This window comes from Streptosporangium oxazolinicum, from assembly GCF_039537505.1.
GTDB classification, from domain to species: Bacteria; Actinomycetota; Actinomycetes; order Streptosporangiales; family Streptosporangiaceae; genus Streptosporangium; species Streptosporangium oxazolinicum.
Map to the genome: position 1 here is coordinate 174,449 of NZ_BAABAQ010000011.1, position 19,473 is coordinate 193,921.

Below are 19,473 nucleotides of genomic sequence, written 5' to 3' on the forward strand. Positions count from 1 at the left end.
ATCACGAGGCCGCCCTCGCGCCCGGGGAACCGTCGGTTTCCGCGTACTCCCGACGAACCTCTACGGCGGGGCCGTCCCCGCGCCTATGGGGCCGTCGGCGCGGACAAAGGCCGATAGGGGTGGTGCGATCAGCAACCATTGGTACTTCAGGGAATCAGCGCAATTAATTGGACAAGGGGTTCGATCGCCACCAAGAACAATTAGCGTCCGGACGGCTCCCAGTACTCTTGTCCCCATGACAAGCACTCCGTCTTTCCGTGAAGTCCTGGCCGAGCGCGTGATGGTCGCCGACGGGGCCATGGGGACGATGCTCCAGGCCCACGACGTCACCATGGATGACTTCCAGGACCACGAGGGCTGCAACGAAGTGCTCAACGTCACCCGTCCCGACATCGTCCGCGCCGTGCACGAGGCCTACTTCGAGGTGGGGGTCGACTGCGTCGAGACGAACACCTTCGGGGCCAACCTTTCAGCTCTTGGCGAATACGACATCTCCGAGCGCGTCTTCGAGTACTCCGAGGCCGGTGCCCGCGTCGCCCGCGAGGCCGCCGACGCCTACTCCACCCCCGGCCGCCCGCGCTTCGTGCTGGGCTCCATCGGCCCCGGCACCAAGCTCCCCACCCTCGGGCACAAGCCGTACGCCGAGCTGCGCGACGCCTACTACGACAACGCCGCCGGCCTGGTCAGCGGTGGCGCCGACGCGCTGATCATCGAGACCTCCCAGGACCTGCTCCAGGTCAAGGCGGCGGTGATCGGCGCCCGCCGGGCGATCGCCGACGCGGGCCGTGACGTGCCGGTCATCGCCCAGGTGACCATCGAGACCAACGGCGCGATGCTGCTGGGCTCGGAGATCGGCGCCGCCCTGACCGCGATCGAGCCGCTCGGCGTCGACGTGATCGGCCTCAACTGCGCGACCGGCCCCGCCGAGATGAGCGAGCACCTGCGCTACCTGGCCCGCCACGCCCGCGTCCGCCTGTCGTGCATGCCCAACGCCGGGCTGCCCGTGCTCACCTCCGACGGCGCCTACTACCCGCTCAGCCCCGAGGAGCTGGCCTCGGCGCACGAGAACTTCACCCGCGACTACGGGCTCTCCCTGGTCGGCGGCTGCTGCGGCACCACCCCCGAGCACCTGCGCCAGGTCGTCGAGCGGGTCCGCGGGCAGGAGACGGCCCCGCGCCGTCCCCGCCCCGAGGCCGGCGCCTCCTCCCTCTACCAGAGCGTCCCCTTCCGCCAGGACATCTCGTACATGGCCATCGGCGAGCGCACCAACGCCGTCGGCTCCAAGCTGTTCCGCGAGGCGATGCTCGCCCAGGACTGGGAGGAGTGCGTGGAGATCGCGCGGGGGCAGGCCCGCGACGGCGCGCACATGCTCGACCTCTGCGTCGACTACGTGGGCCGCGACGGCGTGGCCGACATGAAGGAGCTGGCGTTCCGCTTCGCCACCGCCTCCACGCTGCCGGTCGTCCTCGACTCCACCGAGCCCGCCGTCCTGGAGGCCGGGCTGCAGATGCTCGGCGGGCGCGCGGTCGTCAACTCGGTCAACTACGAGGAGGGCGACGGCCCCGAGACGCGCTTCCACCGCAACATGACCCTGGTCCGCGAGTACGGCGCCGCCGTGGTGGCCCTCACCATCGACGAGCGGGGCCAGGCCCGCACCGCCGACCTGAAGGTCCAGATCGCGGTCCGCCTCATCGAGGACCTGACCGGCAGATGGGGGATGAAGGTCGAGGACATCCTCGTCGACATGCTCACCTTCCCCATCGCCACCGGTCAGGAGGAGACCCGGCGCGACGCGCTGGAGACGATCGAGGCGATCAAGGAGATCAAGCGGCTCCACCCCGCCGTGCAGACGGTTCTGGGCCTGTCCAACGTGTCGTTCGGCCTCAACCCGGCCGCCCGCGTCGTGCTCAACTCGGTCTTCCTCAACGAGTGCGTCAACGCCGGCCTGGACGCGGCGATCGTGCACGCCTCCAAGATCCTGCCGATGGCCCGCATCCCCGACGAGCAGCGCCAGGTCGCCCTGGACATGGTCTACGACCGGCGCAGGGAGGGCTACGACCCGCTGCAGCGGTTCATGGAGCTGTTCGAGGGGGTCGACGCCGCCGCGCTCAAGGAGAGCAAGGCCGAGGAGCTCGCCGCGCTGCCGCTGTGGGAGCGGCTCAAGCGCCGCATCGTCGACGGCGAGCGCAAGGGCCTGGAGGCCGACCTCGACGAGGGCCTCGCCCTGCGCCCCGCCCTGGAGATCGTCAACGACGTGCTGCTCGACGGCATGAAGACCGTCGGCGAGCTGTTCGGCTCCGGCCAGATGCAGCTGCCGTTCGTGCTCCAGTCGGCCGAGGTGATGAAGACCTCGGTCGCCTACCTGGAGCCGCACATGGAGCGGGTCGAGGGCGAGGTCAAGGGCCGCATCGTGCTCGCCACCGTCAAGGGCGACGTGCACGACATCGGCAAGAACCTGGTCGACATCATCCTCTCCAACAACGGCTACGAGGTCGTCAACCTCGGCATCAAGCAGCCGGTGTCGGTCATCCTGGAGGCCGCCGAGGAGAAGAGGGCCGACGTCATCGGCATGTCCGGGCTGCTGGTGAAGTCCACGGTCATCATGAAGGAGAACCTGGAGGAGATGAACTCCCGGGGCATCTCCGAGAGGTTCCCCGTGCTGCTCGGCGGGGCCGCGCTGACCCGCGCCTACGTCGAGCAGGACCTCGCGGAGCTCTTCCAGGGCGAGGTCCGCTACGCCCGCGACGCCTTCGAGGGACTGCGCCTGATGGACGCCTTCATGGCGGTCAAGCGCGGGGAGAAGGGCGCGAGCCTGCCGCCGCTGCGCGAGCGCCGGGTCAAGGGCGGCGCCACCCTGGTCAGGACCCCGGTGGAGGAGCTGCCCGCCCGCTCCGACGTGGCCGCCGACAACCCGGTGCCGACGGCGCCCTTCCTCGGCGAGCGCGTCATCAAGGGCGTGCCGCTCGCCGAGTACGCCGCCTTCCTGGACGAGCGGGCGACGTTCATGGGCCAGTGGGGCCTCAAGGCCGCGCGCGGCGGCGACGGGCCCTCGTACGAGGAGCTGGTCGAGACCGAGGGCCGCCCGCGCCTGCGGATGTGGCTGGAGCGGATGCAGACCGACGGGCTGCTGGAGGCGGCGGTCGTCTACGGCTACTTCCCGTGCGTCAGCGACGGCGACTCGCTGATCATCCTGGACGAGGGGGGAAACGAGCGCACCCGCTTCACCTTCCCGCGCCAGCGCCGCGACCGGCACCTGTGCCTGTCCGACTTCTTCCGTTCCAAGGACTCCGGCGAGGTCGACGTCGTCGCCTTCCAGGTCGCGACGATGGGCAACAGGGTCTCCGAGGCGGCGGCCGAGCTGTTCGCCAAGGACGCCTACCGCGACTACCTGGAGCTGCACGGCCTGTCGGTGCAGCTGACCGAGGCCCTGGCCGAGTACTGGCACGCGCGGGTACGCTCCGAGCTGGGCATCGGCGGGGACGAGTCGCTGGAGGACATGCTCAAGGTCAACGTCGCCGGCTGCCGATACTCCTTCGGCTACCCGGCCTGCCCCAATCTGGAGGACCAGGTGCAGCTGATGGGGCTGCTCGATCCGGCGCGGATCGGCGTCGAGCTGTCGGAGGAGTTCCAGCTCCATCCCGAGCAGTCGACGTCGGCGCTGATCGTCCATCATCCCGAGGCCAACTACTTCAACGTATGACCGGCGTGTGATCGGCCAGGGGGGTTCACCGGGGATGGAAGCTGTTCTCTTCGACATGGACGGGCTTCTCGTCGACAGCGAGAAGATCTGGTTTCAGGTCGAGACCGAGGTGATGGAACGGCTCGGCGGCGAGTGGGGGGAGGCCCACCAGGAGAACCTGGTGGGCGGTTCCATGCCGGCCACCGTTGCCTACATGCTCAAGATCTCCGGCGGGGGCGCCACCCCCGCCGAGGTGGAGGCGTGGATGCTGGAGGGCATGATCGCCAGGCTCGCGGGCGGGGTGGAGATGATGCCCGGCGCCGCCGAGCTGCTGGCCGAGGTGCGCGGGGCGGGCCTGGCCACCGCCCTGGTCACCTCGTCGGTCCGGTCGATCGCCGAGGCGTGTCTGAGGAGCATCGGGGCGCACAACTTCGACCGCGTGGTCACCGGCGACGACGTCGCGCGGACCAAGCCCGACCCCGAGCCCTACCTGACGGGCGCCCGGCTGCTGGGCGTCGACCCGGCCCGTTGCGTCGCCCTGGAGGACTCCCCGAACGGGGTGACGTCGGCCACCGCCGCGGGTTGCCGGGTGGTGGCGGTGCCGAGCGTGTTGCCGATTCCCGCCGCGCCCGGCCGCCTCGTCGTCGGCTCGCTGCTGGAGGTCGACGTGGCGATCCTGCGTTCGCTGTCCTCCGGTGAGCCGTTCGACGTCGGGGATCGTCCCTGATCTTTCGTGCGAACCGGCCCGCGTCCCTTAGGGGGTGATCCCTCCTCAGGAAGGAGGTCCCGTCCCGATTCGACGTGCCAGGATGGATGTACGGGTAAGCCGATACGAGGGGGCGGTCCGCCATGTCGTACGACCAGATCGCGTGGTTGCCGCTCTGTGCCGGGGTCACCGGCGTGGGGCTGGTGCTGAGTTTCCTGCTGATGCGCCGCCGGGGCGCCGCGGCGGGGTTGCGTGCCGCGGCCTGGTCGCTGCTGCCCGTCGCCGCCTACCTGACCGGCGCGCTGCCGACCGTGTGGCAGATCGGCACGGCGATCGGCGGGTTCCTCACCGGTCTGGTGTTCAACCCCGTGGTCTGGTCCGGGGTGGCGGTGACCGGGCTCGCCGTGCTGCTCTTCCTGGTCTCCGGCTTCCTGCGCGGACGCCGCCTCAGGGCCGCCTCGGCGTCCGGGGCCTCCCCGGCCCCCGTCACGAGTGCCCCGGCGCGCGGCGGGGCCGTGACGTCGGGGACGCCGGGCGCGACGGCCGTCACGCAGCCGCTGCCCAAGCGCAAGGCCGCTCCCGCGCCCGTTTCCCAGCCCGCCGCCGCCCGTCCCGCGGCGAAGCCGGCGGCCGATGACGACTTCTCCGACATCGAGGACATCCTCAAGCGCCGTGGGATCGGATGACACTACGTCACCGCCTCGATTCAATGTCACGAATCCGAGACAGAAGCGGAACGGCTTCCGGACATTACCTTCAAGATCAAAACGAATGAATTTCGCGTGAATCACAGTTAAGCCACATAGCGCCTCAGAGGACTGGTCAGCGCAGTTCAGCCCATAGATTCTGCGCACGGGACCACGAATACTGGCCCGTAGACTTACGGCGCGCTACCCCGACCCGGGGGACGCGTTGACGGACAACGTCGTCTGGGATCCAGGGGGCCACTGTATGACCGCACCGCTCGACGTCCCCGGCACGGCCATGGAGGCCCAGCCGGAGGCTGTTCTCGAAGGGGTGGGCGGAAAAGCGATCGAAGGCCGTTCTCTCGGCCAGATAGCTTGGCTGCGCCTGAAGCGCGATAAAGCAGCAATTATCGGCGCTTTCGTCGTGGTCTTCCTGACGCTGATCGCGATCTTCGCGGAGCGCCCGTTCGGCGGGATCATCGCCCTGTTCGGCGATTCCCCGAACATTCCCAACAACGACCTCATCGACCCCATGACGAGCGCGCCGCTGGGCGCCTGGGGCGGGATCAGCCTGGAGCACCCGTTCGGTCTGGAGCCGGTCAACGGCCGTGACATCTTCGCCCGGATCATCTCCGGCGCCCAGATCTCGCTGCTGGTCGCCTTCCTGTCCACGCTGCTCTCGGTGGTGATCGGCTCACTGCTGGGCGTGCTCGCCGGCTTCTTCGGCGGCTGGGTCGACACCCTCATCAGCCGGGCGATGGACGTCTTCCTCGCCTTCCCCCTGCTGCTGTTCGCGATCGCCATCGTCGGCGCCGTCCCCGACCAGGCCCTCGGGCTGAGGGGCAACGGCCTGCGGATCGCGGTGATCGTGTTCATCATCGGCTTCTTCAACTGGCCGTACATCGCGCGCATCGTGCGCGGCCAGACCCTGTCGCTGCGCGAGCGCGAGTTCGTCGACGCGGCCCGCTCCCTGGGCGCGGGCAACCGCTACATCATCTTCCGCGAGATGTTCCCGAACCTCGTGGCGCCGATCCTCGTCTACGCGACCCTGCTGATCCCCACGAACATCCTGTTCGAGGCGGCTCTGTCGTTCCTCGGTGTCGGTGTGAACGAGCCCCAGGCGTCCTGGGGCGGCATGCTCACCAGGGCGGTCGACTACTACCAGACCGCCCCGCTCTTCATGATCGTCCCGGGCCTGGCGATCTTCATCACCGTCATGGCGTTCAACCTGCTGGGCGACGGGCTCCGGGACGCCCTCGACCCGCGAGCCCGGTAGCGAACAAGCGACCGTCCTCTATATCTCCGTCACTCACGACAAGGGGTGTACCACCACGATGAGGAAGATCAACGCCCTGGCGCTCGCCGCGCTGGGTACCGCGCTGACCATGGGACTGGCCGCCTGTGGCGGAACAGCCGGTGGCGGTGGCAACACGTCCTCGGGGAACCAGGGGACCGGTGCCGCGGCCTCCGCGGCCAAGCACAACGACGGCTACACCAAGGTCGTCAACGCCGCCGACACCAAGGGTGGCACGCTCAAGTTCGCCTACTCCGACGAGCCCGACTCGATGGACCCGGGCAACACCTACTACGCGTTCAACTGGAACTTCACCCGGCTGTACGCCCGCCCGCTGATGACCTACGCCGCCGAGCCCGGCGACGCCGGTCTCAAGCTGGTCCCGGACCTGGCCGAGGGCCCCGGCGAGATGGCCGAGGACGGCAAGTCCTGGACGTACAAGCTCAAGAAGGGCATCAAGTACGACGACGGCACCGAGGTCAAGGCCGCGGACGTCAAGTACGCCATCGCCCGCAGCAACTTCACCGAAGAGCTCACCGACGGTCCGAAGTACTTCGCCCAGTACCTCGACTCCGGTGACTACAAGGGCCCCTATAAGGACAAGAACCTCGACAACTTCAAGGGCGTCGAGACCCCCGACGACCACACCGTCGTCTTCAAGCTGAAGGCGCCGTTCGCGGAGTTCGACTTCCTGGTGGCCAACCCGCAGTCCGCCCCGGTGCCGCAGGCCAAGGACACCGGTCTCGACTACGAGAAGACCGTCGCCTCGACCGGCCCCTACAAGATCGAGAGCTACGAGATCGGCAAGCAGTTCAACCTCGTCAAGAACGAGAACTGGGACCCGGCCACCGACACCACCCGCAAGCAGCTGCCCGACCGCATCGAAGTCCAGATGAAGCAGAACGCCGAGGACATCGACAAGCGCCTCATGAGCGGCCAGGTCCACGTCGACCTCGGCGGCACCGGCGTGCAGCCGGCGGCCCGCGCCCAGATCGTCGCGGACGCCAAGCTGAAGGACTCCACGGACAACCCCTTCACGCCGTTCAACCGCTACGCGATGATGTCGACCGCGGTGAAGCCGTTCGACAACATCGACTGCCGCAAGGCCGTGCAGTACGCCACCGACAAGACCGCCACCCAGGCTCCCTGGGGCGGCCCGCTCGGCGGCGAGATCGGCACCACCGCGATGACCCCGACCACGGTCGGCTACAAGCAGTTCGACCTGTACCCCAACGGCGCCGACCACAAGGGTGACCTGACCAAGGCCAAGGAGCACCTGACGGCCTGCGGCCAGCCGAACGGCTTCGAGACCAACATCGCGGTCCGCGGTGACCGCACCAAGGAGGTCCAGGTCGCCGAGGCGCTCCAGGCCTCCCTCGACCGGGTCGGCATCAAGGCCACCATCAAGAAGTACCCCTCGGGTGACTGGAGCGCGCAGTACGCCGGCAAGCCGGAGTTCGTGCACGCCAACAAGCTGGGCATCATGATCGCCGGCTGGGGCTCCGACTGGCCGTCCGGTTTCGGATTCCTGTCGCAGATCGTCGACGGTCGCTTCATCAAGGACTCCGGCAACTACAACATGATGGAGCTCAACGACAAGTCGGTGAACGACCTGCTGGACAAGGGCATCCAGACCACCGACGCCGCCGCCCGCAACGAGATCTGGACCCAGGTCGACCAGAAGGTCATGGAGTCTGCCGCCTTCATGTCCTTCGTCTACGAGAAGACCCTCATCTTCCGTCCGTCGACCCTGACCAACGTGTACGTGCACCCGGCCTACGGCATGTACGACTACACGTGGCTCGGCGTCCAGCAGTAGCCCTTCCCTAGTTAGCCAAAGGCAGGTGAAGGCCTGACGGTGCCCGGGAGCGACCCTCCCGGGCACCCCGGCCGAACGATCGTGGTCGCTTTCATCGTCCGCCGCGTGATCGCCGCCGTGCTGATGCTCGCCATCGTCAGCATGGCCACCTTCGCGATCTTCTTTCTCATCCCGCGTGCTCTGGGACAGACCCCCGAGGGCATGGCGTCGCGTTACGTCGGGCGAGACGCCACCCCTGAGGCGATCCAGGGTGCCGTCAAGCGACTGCACCTGGACGACCCGCTCCTGGTGCAGTACGGCCGGTTCGCGCAGGGCATCGTCGCCGGTCAGGATTACTCGCTCGGCCCGCGCAAGGCCGAGTGCCCGGCACCGTGCTTTGGCTTCTCCTTCAACAACAACCAGCCGGTCTGGCCGACGCTGCTCGACAGGCTCCCCGCGACGATCTCCCTCGCCCTGGGCGCGGCGATCACCTGGGTCGTCGTCGGCGTCAGCGTGGGCGTCGTCTCCGCGCTGAGACGCGGCACCGCCATGGACCGGGCGGCGATGACGATCGCCCTGGCCGGGGTGTCGCTCCCCATCTACTTCACCGGGCTGGTGTCGCTGTCGCTGTTCGCGTACACGCTGGGGATCTTCCCCGGCGGCGGCAGCTACACGGCGTTCACCGAGAACCCGGTCATGTGGTTCCAGGCGCTCGTACTGCCCTGGATCACCCTGGCGTTCCTGTACGCCGCCCTGTACGCCCGGCTCACCCGGGCGGGCATGCTGGAGACCATGGGTGAGGACTATATCCGCACCGCCCGCGCCAAGGGGCTCAAGGAGCGGACGGTCGTGACCAAGCACGCCCTGCGGGCCACGCTGACCCCGATCCTCACCATCTTCGGCCTGGACCTCGGCCTGCTGCTGGGCGGCGCGGTGCTCACCGAGAGCACCTTCTCCATCCCCGGCATCGGCAAGCTGGTCATCGACGCGATCCGGAGCAACGACCTGCCCGTCGTCCTGGGTGTGACCCTGTTCGCGGCGATCTTCATCGTCCTGGCCAACCTCATCGTGGACGTGCTGTACGCGGTGGTCGACCCGAGGGTGAGGCTCTCATGACGACTCCCGCACCGGAGTCCTTCCTGGAACTGCGCGACCTGCGCATCCACTTCCCGACCGAGGACGGCCTGGTCAAGTCCGTCGACGGCCTGTCGTTCAAGCTGGAGCGGGGCAAGACCCTGGGCATCGTGGGCGAGTCGGGCTCCGGCAAGAGCGTGACCAGCCTCGGCATCCTGGGCCTGCACAAGGGCGGGCGCGCCAAGATCTCCGGCGAGATCTGGCTGGACGGCGAGGAGCTCGTCGGCGCGAGCGCCGACCACGTGCGGACCCTGCGCGGCAAGAAGATGGCGATGATCTTTCAGGATCCGCTCTCCGCCATGCACCCGTACTACACCGTGGGCGCCCAGATCATCGAGGCGTACCGGATCCACCACAACGTCAGCAAGGCCGTCGCCCGCAAGCACGCCATCGACATGCTCGGCCGGGTGGGCATCCCGCAGCCCGACAGGCGGGTCGACGACTACCCCCACCACTTCTCCGGCGGCATGCGCCAGCGCGCGATGATCGCGATGGCGCTCTCCTGCGACCCCGAGCTCCTCATCGCCGACGAGCCCACCACCGCCCTCGACGTGACCGTCCAGGCACAGATCCTCGACCTGATGCGCGACCTGCAGAGCGAGTTCAACTCCGCGCTGATCGTCATCACCCACGACCTCGGCGTGGTCGCCGAGCTGTCGGACGACATCCTGGTGATGTACGGCGGCAAGTGCGTCGAGTACGGCACGGCCGAGGACACCTTCTACCGGCCCGAGCACCCCTACACGTGGGGTTTGCTGGGATCGATGCCCCGCCTGGACCGCGAGCCCACCGAGCGGCTGCTCCCGATCAAGGGCTCCCCGCCCTCGCTGATCAACGTGCCGTCCGGCTGCGCCTTCAACCCCCGCTGCGCCTTCGCCGGCCGCACCGAGGGCAAGGCCACCTCGGAGGTGCCGCAGCTGCTGGAGACCGACGGCGGCCACCTGGTCCGCTGCCACATGCCCCGCGCGGAACGGCGGTCCATCTGGGAGAACGAGATCAAGCCGATGATGGAGAGCACGTGAGCGAGCGAGCCGGTCAGCACAGCATGTCCCGGGTGCCCCGGGTGAGGGAGGACGCGTGACCTCGGTCGACGTCGTTGACGACAAGGGCGGCGCGGCCGGGGGGTCCTCCTCCGACGCGCTGCTGTCCGTGCGCGACCTGCAGAAGCACTTCCCGGTGACCAAGGGCCTGCTGCGCAGGCAGGTCGGCGCGGTCAAGGCGGTCGACGGGATCAGCTTCGACGTCCGCAAGGGCGAGACGCTCGGCCTGGTCGGCGAGTCGGGCTGCGGCAAGAGCACCACGGGACGGCTCATCACCCGCCTGCTCGAACCCACCGGCGGCAAGGTCGTCTTCGAGGGCCACGACATCACCCACATGTCCCAGGCCAAGATCCGCCCCCTCCGCCGCGACGTGCAGATGATCTTCCAGGACCCCTACTCGTCGCTCAACCCCCGGCACACCGTCGGCGCCATCGTCGGCGCCCCGTACCGCATCCAGGGGATCCAGACCGAGCAGGGCACCAAGAAGGCGGTCCAGGAGATCCTGGAGCTGGTCGGGCTCAACCCCGAGCACTACAACCGCTACCCGCACGAGTTCTCCGGCGGTCAGCGCCAGCGCATCGGCATCGCCCGCACGCTCGCCCTCAAGCCCAAGCTCATCATCGCCGACGAGCCGGTCTCCGCGCTGGACGTGTCGATCCAGGCCCAGGTGGTCAACCTCCTGGAGGACCTGCAGAACGAGCTCGACCTGACCTACGTCATCGTCGCGCACGACCTGTCGGTCATCCGGCACATCAGCGACCGGGTCGCGGTCATGTATCTCGGCAAGATCGTCGAGCTCGCCGACCGCAAGGACCTGTACGAGTCGCCCATGCACCCGTACACCACCGCGCTGATGTCGGCGGTGCCCGTCCCCGACCCGGCCCGGCGCCGGGACCGCGAGCGCATCCGCCTCCAGGGCGACGTGCCCAGCCCGCTCAACCCGCCGCCCGCCTGCCGGTTCCACACCCGGTGCTGGAAGGCCCAGGAGATCTGCAAGACAGTGGAGCCGCCGCTGGAGGCGCTCGCCCCCGGCCACCAGGTCGCCTGCCACTTCCCGGAGAACGCCCCCGCCGGGCAGCCGTCCCCGCAGGCCGTCTCCGGCTGACCGCTCCCGCCCGCCCGTACGGTCTCGTACGGGCGGGGAAGGTCAGGGAAGCGCGCCCGGCGTGATCAGGCCGGTCTCGTACGCGAGGACGACGGCCTGGACGCGGTCGCGCAGGCCCAGCTTGGTGAGCACGTTGCCGACGTGGGTCTTGACCGTCGTCTCGCTCACCACCAGCTCGGCGGCGATCTCCGCGTTGGACATGCCCTTGGCGATCAGCCGGAGCACCTCCAGCTCGCGCTCGGTCAGCCGGTCCAGGCGCGCGGGGGTCGACTGCTGGTGCACCGAGGGCAGGTGCGCGCCGAACTTGTCCAGCAGCCGCCGGGTGACGCTCGGCGCGACGATGGCGTCGCCCGCGGCCACCACCCGGATGGCCTGCACCAGCTCCTCGGGCGGGACGTCCTTCAGCAGGAACCCGCTGGCCCCGGCGCGCAGCGCCTCCACGATGTACTCGTCGAGGTCGAAGGTCGTCAGCACCAGCACCCTCGGCACGTGCGCGCCCACGGTGGCCTCCCGCACGATTCTGCGGGTCGCCTCGATGCCGTCCACCCCCGGCATCCGGATGTCCATCAGCACCACGTCGGGCAGCAGCGCCCGCGACTGGTCCTGCGCCGTCTTGCCGTCTCCCGCCTCACCGACCACGGTGAGATCGGACTCGGCCTCCAGGATCAGGCGGAAGCCGGTGCGCAGCAGTGGCTGGTCGTCCACCAGCAGCACTCTGATCGTCATCATGTGTCCTTGAGGGGGAACCGGGCATTGACCTCGAATCCGCCCCCGGGACGCGGGCCGATCCTCAGAAGTCCACCATAGAGGGCGACACGCTCGCGAATCCCCGCCAATCCGTGCCCGGTCACCTCCTCGTCCGCGTCGCGCGCCTTCGGGCCGAGGCCGTCGTCCTCGACCTGGACGGCGAGCCCGCCCGGTTCGTGCCGCACCGTCACCCAGGCCCGCGCCTGCGGCCCCGCGTGCCGCAGGCTGTTGGTCAGCGCCTCCTGGACCAGCCGGTACGCGGCCAGGTCGACACCGGCGGGCAGCGTCCCCGCCGTCCCCGCCGTCCCCGCCGTCCCCGCCGTCCCCGCCGTCCCCGCCGCTCCCGCCTCCGCCGGTCCGGAGATCGCCGCCGTTCCGCGCCCGTCCTCGATCGACAGCTGCGTCCGCAGCCCCGCCTCGCGCATCTGGTCGACCAGGGCCGGGATCTCACGCACCCCCGGCTGCGGGTTGCGTTCGGCGGGTGTCCCGTCGGTCCTGAGCACGCCCACCATGCCGCGCATCTCCGACATCGCGGTCCGGCCGAGTTCCTCGATCGCCGACAGGGCCTCCCTCGCCCCGTCGGGGTTGCTGGCCAGCACCCGGCGCGCCGCGGCGGCCTGGACGGTCATCACGCTCACGTGGTGGGCGACCACGTCGTGCAGCTCGCGGGCGATGCGGGAGCGCTCCTCGGCCCTGGCCGCCCGGGTGTCGGCCTCCCGGGCGCGTTCCACGCGCCGCGCCCGGTCGCGCAGCTCCGCCTGGTAGGCCCGGCGCAGCCGCACGCTCCGGCCGGCGATCCACAGGGAGGCGGTGAACACGGTCATCAGCAGGTGGCCGCTCCACCCGCCGAGCCCGCCGCCCGCCGCCGACGACAGGACGTGCCCGGTGAGGGCGAGCGCCGGGGCGCACAGGCTGAGCGCCAGACCGCGCCGGGCGGCGATCGTGTAGACCAGCACCAGGGTGACGAGCCAGAGCAGGGAGGGGTTGCGCCCCGTCGCGGCCAGCGTGACCTCGGCCAGACAGGCCAGGAAGAGCACCAGGAACGGCCGGTGGCGGCGCAGCGCCACCGACAGGCAGCCCGCCACGATCAGGCCGAGTCCCATCGCGTCGGGCGTCCTCAGGCGGGCGGGGTCGCCGAAGACGTGGGCCACGTGGGCGAAGGGGACCGAGGCGGCGGCCAGCGCTCCACCGAAGATCACGTCGGGAATCAGCGGGTGCCCGAGGAACCACGTCCGCAGGCTGCCGATGGTGTTGCGCACACAATCAATTTAGGCGCCCTGCCACCGGCGCCACCCTGCCAGAGGTGGATATCCCCCTCATCCCCACGAAGGATCCGCCCCGCGAAACACCGCGAGGCCATACCCGGAACGGCGCCGAGAAGCGCCGCGAGGCCGCACCCGGAACGGCGCCGGGGAGCGTCGCGAGGCCGCACCCGGGACCGGGCCGGGGAGTGTCGGACGCGGTGGGGAACCGGGCCGAGGAGCGTCGCGCGGCCTCACCGCGCGGACCCGGCTCCCTCCACGGCCGCTACAGCTCGTCGGTGGCCGCCCTCGTGACCCTGGCGGGCCGCCGGTTGCTGCGGACGGTGTCGCCGGGCTGCCGCTCGGGGACGGGCGGGGGAGTGCCGCCGAACTCCGGGCACAGGTCCTTGTAGCTGCACCAGCCGCACAGCCTGCTGGGCCTGGAGCGCCACTCGCCCGTCTCCAGCGCGCGCTCGATGGCCTGCCACAGGGCCTGGACCTTGCGCTCGGTGGCCAGCAGGTCGGCCTCGTCGGGGGTGTAGCGCAGGACCTCGCCGCCGCCCCCGAGATACATCAGCTGGAGCATGCGGGGCACCGAGCCGCGCAACCGCCACAGGACCAGCGCGTAGAACTTCATCTGGAACAGCGCCTTGGCCTCGAAGGCGGGACCGGGGGCGCTGCCGGTCTTGTAGTCGACGACGCGGACCTCGCCGGTGGGCGCCACGTCCAGCCGGTCGATGTAGCCCCGCAACATCAGGCCGCTGCCGAGCACCGCCTCCACGTAGAGCTCCCGCTCGGCGGGCTCCAGGCAGGTGGGGTCCTCAAGGGTGAAGTAACGCTCCAGCATGGCGCGGGCCTGGGCCAGCCACTCGGCGCGGTCGTCGTCGCCGGTGAACATACCGGCGTACGAGGGCTCCTCCTGCTGGAGCCTGCGCCACTGCGGCTCCAGCAGGTCCTGGGCCGCGGAGACCGTGCGCTCGGGGGCGGGCAGGTCGTACAGCCGCTCCAGCACCGAGTGGACCATCGTGCCGCGCACCGCGGCGGGCGACGGCGGCTCGGGAAGCCGGTCGACCACCCGGAAGCGGTAGAGCAGCGGGCACGTCATGAAGTCACCCGCGCGCGACGGCGACAGGGCTCCGACGATCGTGGGCTCGGTCAGCGACATGACCGCACTGTAGGTCACGGTGACGACAGTTTGTGCCCGAGGCGGCTCGTGGCGTCTGCCACGGGCCGCTGGCGCGTACCATCGAGGCCTGAGGGTGGATGGGACGAGGAATGGTGAGCCAGCGGTGAGCAGCGACAGCCCACGCCAGGACAATCCGGGGCTGCGGATGGGCCGGCCGTTCGGCATCCCGGTCTACGTCTCGCCGACCTGGTTCATCGTGGCGGCCTTCATCACCTACTCCTTCCAGGGCGTGGTGGCCTCCTGGCTGCCCGACCTGAGCGTCCCGCTCACGTACGTCGTCGCGTTCGTCTTCGCGGTGCTGCTGTACGTCTCGGTGCTCCTGCACGAGCTGGCGCACTGCGTGGTGGCCAGGATGTACGGCCTGCCGGTGCGGCGCATCACGCTCTACCTGCTCGGCGGCGTCTCGGAGATCGAGCGCGAGCCGCAGACCCCTGGCAGGGAGTTCATGGTGGCCTTCGCCGGTCCGCTGCTCTCGCTCGGGCTGGCCGGGATCGGCTTCGCCGCCTCCCAGTTCATCGATCCGGGCACGATCCTCGGTGTCCTGGTCTTCCAGCTCTGGGGGGCCAACCTGATCGTCGGAGTCTTCAACCTGCTGCCGGGACTGCCCCTCGACGGCGGGCGCATGCTGCGGGCGGGCGTCTGGAAGGTCACCCGCAAGCCCGTCTCCGGCACGATCGCGGCGGCCTGGGCGGGCCGGGTGCTGGCCGTCGCCCTGGTGGCGGTCCCCGTCGGGCTGGCACTGGTGACCGGGCAGTCCCCGGACCTGATGATCATCTGGTCGGTGCTGCTCGCCGCCTTCATCTGGTTCGGCGCCACCCAGGCGCTGCGCGGCGCCCGCGTACGGGCCCGCATCCCCGGCGTCAACGCCCGCGCCCTGGCCAGGCGGGCCATCGCGGTGACCGGCGACGTGCCGCTCGCCGAGGCCCTGCGCCGGGCCTCGGAGGCCCAGGCGGGGGCGATGGTGGTGGTCGACCACGACGGCCACCCCACCGGCATCGTCAACGAGGTCGCGGTGGAGGCCACCCCGGAGAGCCGCCGCCCCTGGGTGACGGCGGGCTCGCTGGCGCGCAGCCTGGAGCCGTCGCTGGTGCTCGCCGCCGACCTGGAGGGGGAGCCGCTGATCGACGCCATGCGCGAATCCCCCGCCGGGGAGTATCTCCTGGTGGAGCGCGGTGGCGAGATCTTCGGCGTGCTCGCGACCTCGGACGTGAACCGCGTGTTCAGCGGGGTTTAAGCGAACCACAGGTGGTTTACAGGCGTCTCACTGGATACTCGCCGAGGACGGTGGCGGCAGGAGCGGAACGTGTCTGTTCGTCCCACTCGTCTTCGGCTCTTACCAGGACTAGGGTTTTGGCCAGCGAACGGGCTGGCCATGTAGCTTAAGGGACGTCAATTGGCACCCCCCCGAACACCGGCTCCGGCCGGCGATCTGACGCCGGATCTCCTCGGCGCCCCCGAATGGACCGATCAGATGGTCGCGGCCGCGGGCATTCCCATGTACGACATCCCGTTCCTCACGATCGGTGGCGGCATGGGATCCTTCGTGACGCTCGACTACCTGAGGATCTACGGCGTCCCCACCTCGCAGATGCGGGTGGTGTCCAACATCGACCATCCGTGGCAGACCTACGAGTTCCTCACCAGGTGCTCGCAGATCCCCCGGGGAGAGCGGATCCGCTCCGACTCCTCCTCCCGCCCGGACAACCTGTGGGGATTCCCCTCCTACGCCCTGGAAGAGGCGTGGAAGGAGAAGAAGCCGTCCTACCTGTGGCAGATCCTCACCGAGCCGATCCTGAACGACTACTGGACCCCGCGCGCCGGCACCGTCTTCGAGAACCTCGAACGCGAGGCCAAGCGCATCAACTACTGGGACATGCTGGTCAAGGGCCAGGTGCGGATGGTCCGCCGCAGGACGGGCGGCGGCTACTTCACCGTGGTCACCCCGCCCGACGGCGCGGCGCCGACCAAGCGCATCATCTTCCGCTCGCGCTTCGTGCACGTCGCGATCGGCTACCCGGGCCTGAAGTTCCTGCCCGACCTGCAGGAGTTCCGCACCAAGCACGGCGACTACCAGCACGTCGTCAACGCCTACGAGCCACACGAGCAGGTCTACGAGTTCCTGAAGACCCGGCCGGGCACCGTGGTCATCCGCGGCGGCGGCATCGTCGCCTCCCGGGTGCTCCAGCGGCTGTTCGACGACCGGGAGAAGTACAACCTGCAGACCCAGATCGTCCACATCTTCCGCACGTTCGTCAGCGGCTCCCACGGCCCGCACGTCTGGTCGCGCCGCAAGGGCGGGAACGGCTGGGCCTACCAGGGCTTCAACTACCCCAAGTCGGTGTGGGGCGGCCAGCTCAAGGCGCAGATGCGCAAGCTGGAGGGTGCCGACCGGGCGAAGAAGTACAAGGAGATGGGCGGCACCAACACCCCCTTCAGGCGGCGCTGGCAGGAGCAGATGCGGGCGGGCCGCAGCGGCGGCTACTACCACCCCGTGCAGGGCACCGTCGACCGCGTGGAGCAGAGCCGCGACGGGCGGCTCGTCAGCTACGTGCGCAGCGGCGACGGCATCGTCAGGGAGCCGGTGTCCGACTACATCATCGACTGCACCGGCCTTGAGGCCGACATCGCCGAGCACCGGATCTTCGCGGACCTGCTCCAGCACGGCGGGGCGTTCCGCAACCCGGTGGGCAGGCTGGAGGTGGAGCGCCACTTCGAGGTGAAGGGGACGGCCAGCGGCGACGGCGCCCTCTACGCCTCGGGATCGGCCACGCTCGGCGGCTACTTCCCCGGCGTCGACACCTTCCTCGGCCTGCAGATCGCGGCCCAGGAGATCGCGGACGACCTGGCGAGGCGTGGATTCGTCAAGAAGATGGGACCGCTGCGGTCGACCTCGCAGTGGTTCAAGTGGGCCCGCAACTCGTCGGTGTAAGGAGTGGTTCCCCGTGGTTCCGACCCTGCTGGGCCGTATTCAGACGCGCCTCCTCTTGCTCGCCACCGTCGGCGTGGTCATCACCCTGCTGATCGTGCCGCTGCTCCCCGGTTCAGGGCCGCTCTCCGGCCGCTACGTCAACGGCCTCCTGGTCATCGCGGCGGTCGCCGTGCTGGGGGTCGTCTGGGAGCTGATATACCACTTCCTGATGCAGTTCAGATGGGAGAAGGACTGGCCGACCCTCTTCGGTCTGCTGACGCTCGTGCCCGAAGGCCTCGTGCTGTACTTTTTGCTACGGTCCGGTGCAGTTGATTTCATCGATCCGGTCCCGCCTGCCGCCTTCTGGACGCATTTCACCATCGTCTGGGTAAGCATCTGGTTGGTGACGAACGGTCCCATGAGGGTGCCGTTCATCCGGTGGCGTTTCCGGGGAGGGAGAGTTCTGTGACCGACCAGGGCTTCGGGGTGGTGCGTCCGCTTCCGGGCAACGGGCTGGTGGCCCACGAGGGCGGCCTGCTGCTGGTGTGCGACGCGGCCGAGGCCGTCGTCGAGGACCTGCTGGGGGCGCTGCGGGAGACCGCGGCCTCCGGCGGCGACGGCCGGGCGCTGGCCCGCCGGGTTGCCCAGGTCCTCGCCGTCATGATGGGCGAGGCGGTGGCGTGCGCCGTCGCCGGTCCCGTCGGCGGGGGAGTGGCCGTCCTGGTCAGCGGCCCGGCGTTCGCGTCGGTGACCGGTGCGAACGGGGAGATCCAGCTCGCCGGGCGTGACGCGCTCACCTGGTCCGACCGGTTGGTTCCCGGCCCGGTGACCCGGGTGGAGCTGCGCCTGCCCGACGCGGGGGCCGCGCACCCGCTGTCCCGGCTGGACGCCGGGGTGATCGTCGCGGGCGGGGTCTCGTGCGACCCGACCGAGGCGGGCGCCGCCCCTCGGGCCGTGCCGCGGGCGGAGTCCGCCGCGCCCCAGGGACAGCACGCCCAGCAGCACGCCCAGCAGGGCGTCCAGCAGGCCGCGCCCCGGATGGAGCCCGCGGTCCCCGCCCCCACCCCGATGCCCGCGCCGCCCGAGCGGCCGGAACCCCCCGCCTGGTCGGCACCCCCGGAGCCCGCACCGCCCGCGCCCTACCCGATGGGCTCGGCCGAGCCCTACCCGCCGGTGGAGCCGCGGCGCGAGCCGCAGCCGCAGGGGTGGCACTCCGAGCCGTCCCCGCAGGGCCCGCTCTCCTCTCCCGGTCACTCGGGCGCCCATGCCGCGAGTCCCTCCACCGGGCCCGATCCCGCGGTCGTCCACCACGAGGACATCGACACCGCCATGGCGAGCGGGATGGGCGGAGACCCCATCGACGTGCGCGACCAGCCGTTCGAGTACGAGCTGCTGACGCCCGGGGGCTCGCAGCCGGGAGGCGAACAGCCCCCGGCGGGGCCCGCGGCCGAGCCCGAGGCGCGACCGCTGGTCTACGGGGTCGACTGTAAGAACGACCACTTCAACGACCCCCGCGTTCCCTACTGCGCGGTCTGCGGCATCGCGCTGGTCCAGCGCACCCTCGTCCCGTACAAGGGGCCGCGCCCGCCGCTGGGGGTGCTGCTCCTGGACGACGGCCTGACGTTGCGGCTCGACACCGACTACCTGGTGGGCCGTGACCCCGAGCGGGCTCCCGAGGTGGCCGACGGCTCGGTGCGCCCGGCCAAGGTCACCAGCCCCGACGGCTCGGTCTCCCGCCGCCACCTGCGGGTGGCGCTGGACGGCTGGGACGTCAACCTGGTCGACCTGGGATCGGTCAACGGGACCCAGATCCAGCCGCCCAACGACCCCAACTTCTACGACATCCCGCCGAACGAGCCGGTCGCGATCCTGCCCGGCACCACCGTGCGGATCGGCGTATCGCGCACCATGCGCTACGAATCGCACCGCAACCGCTGAGGGGCGCCTCT

Annotated in this window: 15 protein-coding genes; 12 read left to right on the plus strand and 3 right to left on the minus strand. The window is 70.0% G+C overall.

From position 1 onward, the window contains the following. Positions 1 to 235 precede the first annotated feature (235 nt). The 8 genes from metH (at position 236) to ABD817_RS27100 (ending at position 11,442) form a co-directional block, all read left to right on the plus strand. Positions 236 to 3,700 (plus strand): methionine synthase, encoded by a 3,465-nt coding sequence (gene metH / locus ABD817_RS27065; protein WP_344920976.1) that lies wholly within the window; start codon positions 236 to 238, stop codon positions 3,698 to 3,700. A 34-nt stretch (positions 3,701 to 3,734) separates the two neighbouring features. Next, a complete protein-coding gene (locus tag ABD817_RS27070; RefSeq protein ID WP_344920977.1) occupies positions 3,735 to 4,406 on the plus strand; it encodes an HAD family hydrolase in 672 nt (223 codons plus the stop codon). A 122-nt stretch (positions 4,407 to 4,528) separates the two neighbouring features. Then, complete coding sequence (locus ABD817_RS27075; protein ID WP_344920978.1) at positions 4,529 to 5,071, plus strand: cellulose synthase; 543 nt, start codon at positions 4,529 to 4,531, stop codon at positions 5,069 to 5,071. Between the two features lie 265 nt (positions 5,072 to 5,336). Then, complete coding sequence (locus ABD817_RS27080) at positions 5,337 to 6,347, plus strand: ABC transporter permease (protein WP_344920979.1); 1,011 nt, start codon at positions 5,337 to 5,339, stop codon at positions 6,345 to 6,347. Between the two features lie 58 nt (positions 6,348 to 6,405). Next, positions 6,406 to 8,184: an ABC transporter substrate-binding protein gene (locus tag ABD817_RS27085; protein WP_344920980.1), complete on the plus strand. Its 1,779-nt coding sequence runs from the start codon at positions 6,406 to 6,408 to the stop codon at positions 8,182 to 8,184. Positions 8,185 to 8,265: 81 nt separating this feature from the next. Beyond that, positions 8,266 to 9,279, plus strand: coding sequence for an ABC transporter permease (locus ABD817_RS27090; RefSeq protein ID WP_344920981.1), 1,014 nt, complete (start codon positions 8,266 to 8,268; stop codon positions 9,277 to 9,279). Then, positions 9,276 to 10,319, plus strand: a complete 1,044-nt coding sequence (locus tag ABD817_RS27095; protein WP_344920982.1) for an ABC transporter ATP-binding protein — start codon at positions 9,276 to 9,278, stop codon at positions 10,317 to 10,319. Before ABD817_RS27090 ends, ABD817_RS27095 begins: the two co-directional genes overlap by 4 nt. Before the next feature lie 55 nt (positions 10,320 to 10,374). Next, positions 10,375 to 11,442: an ABC transporter ATP-binding protein gene (locus ABD817_RS27100; RefSeq protein WP_344920984.1), complete on the plus strand. Its 1,068-nt coding sequence runs from the start codon at positions 10,375 to 10,377 to the stop codon at positions 11,440 to 11,442. Positions 11,443 to 11,484: 42 nt separating this feature from the next. Here ABD817_RS27100 and ABD817_RS27105 read toward each other — a convergent pair whose 3' ends face one another. The 3 genes from ABD817_RS27105 to ABD817_RS27115 form a co-directional block, all read right to left on the minus strand. After that, on the minus strand, positions 11,485 to 12,168 hold the full coding sequence (locus ABD817_RS27105) for a response regulator (RefSeq protein WP_344920985.1): 684 nt from the start codon (positions 12,166 to 12,168) through the stop codon (positions 11,485 to 11,487). Then, positions 12,168 to 13,448: a sensor histidine kinase gene (locus ABD817_RS27110; protein ID WP_344920986.1), complete on the minus strand. Its 1,281-nt coding sequence runs from the start codon at positions 13,446 to 13,448 to the stop codon at positions 12,168 to 12,170. The genes ABD817_RS27105 and ABD817_RS27110 overlap by 1 nt, the downstream gene beginning before the upstream one ends. A gap of 268 nt (positions 13,449 to 13,716) precedes the next feature. Beyond that, positions 13,717 to 14,595: a RecB family exonuclease gene (locus tag ABD817_RS27115; RefSeq protein ID WP_344920987.1), complete on the minus strand. Its 879-nt coding sequence runs from the start codon at positions 14,593 to 14,595 to the stop codon at positions 13,717 to 13,719. 166 nt (positions 14,596 to 14,761) lie between these two features. Here ABD817_RS27115 and ABD817_RS27120 point away from each other — a divergent pair, with 166 nt between their 5' ends. From ABD817_RS27120 to ABD817_RS27135, 4 genes are all read left to right on the plus strand, one after another. After that, entirely contained in the window at positions 14,762 to 15,850 is a 1,089-nt protein-coding gene (locus ABD817_RS27120) for a site-2 protease family protein (protein WP_344921181.1), read from the plus strand. A 159-nt stretch (positions 15,851 to 16,009) separates the two neighbouring features. Beyond that, on the plus strand, positions 16,010 to 17,545 hold the full coding sequence (locus ABD817_RS27125) for a hypothetical protein (RefSeq protein WP_344920988.1): 1,536 nt from the start codon (positions 16,010 to 16,012) through the stop codon (positions 17,543 to 17,545). A gap of 13 nt (positions 17,546 to 17,558) precedes the next feature. Further along, on the plus strand, positions 17,559 to 17,993 hold the full coding sequence (locus ABD817_RS27130; RefSeq protein ID WP_344920989.1) for a hypothetical protein: 435 nt from the start codon (positions 17,559 to 17,561) through the stop codon (positions 17,991 to 17,993). After that, on the plus strand, positions 17,990 to 19,462 hold the full coding sequence (locus ABD817_RS27135; RefSeq protein ID WP_344920990.1) for an FHA domain-containing protein: 1,473 nt from the start codon (positions 17,990 to 17,992) through the stop codon (positions 19,460 to 19,462). Before ABD817_RS27130 ends, ABD817_RS27135 begins: the two co-directional genes overlap by 4 nt. Positions 19,463 to 19,473 lie beyond the last annotated feature (11 nt).

Excerpts from the sequence above, each read along its gene's own strand:
- metH (WP_344920976.1), top strand. The coding sequence starts at position 236 with ATGACAAGCACTCCGTCTTTCCGTGAAGTCCTGGCCGAGCGCGTGATG.
- ABD817_RS27070 (WP_344920977.1), top strand. The coding sequence starts at position 3,735 with ATGGAAGCTGTTCTCTTCGACATGGACGGGCTTCTCGTCGACAGCGAG.
- ABD817_RS27075 (WP_344920978.1), top strand. The coding sequence starts at position 4,529 with ATGTCGTACGACCAGATCGCGTGGTTGCCGCTCTGTGCCGGGGTCACC.
- ABD817_RS27080 (WP_344920979.1), top strand. The coding sequence starts at position 5,337 with ATGACCGCACCGCTCGACGTCCCCGGCACGGCCATGGAGGCCCAGCCG.
- ABD817_RS27085 (WP_344920980.1), top strand. The coding sequence starts at position 6,406 with ATGAGGAAGATCAACGCCCTGGCGCTCGCCGCGCTGGGTACCGCGCTG.
- ABD817_RS27095 (WP_344920982.1), top strand. The coding sequence starts at position 9,276 with ATGACGACTCCCGCACCGGAGTCCTTCCTGGAACTGCGCGACCTGCGC.
- ABD817_RS27105 (WP_344920985.1), bottom strand. The coding sequence starts at position 12,168 with ATGACGATCAGAGTGCTGCTGGTGGACGACCAGCCACTGCTGCGCACC.
- ABD817_RS27115 (WP_344920987.1), bottom strand. The coding sequence starts at position 14,595 with ATGTCGCTGACCGAGCCCACGATCGTCGGAGCCCTGTCGCCGTCGCGC.
- ABD817_RS27120 (WP_344921181.1), top strand. The coding sequence starts at position 14,762 with ATGGGCCGGCCGTTCGGCATCCCGGTCTACGTCTCGCCGACCTGGTTC.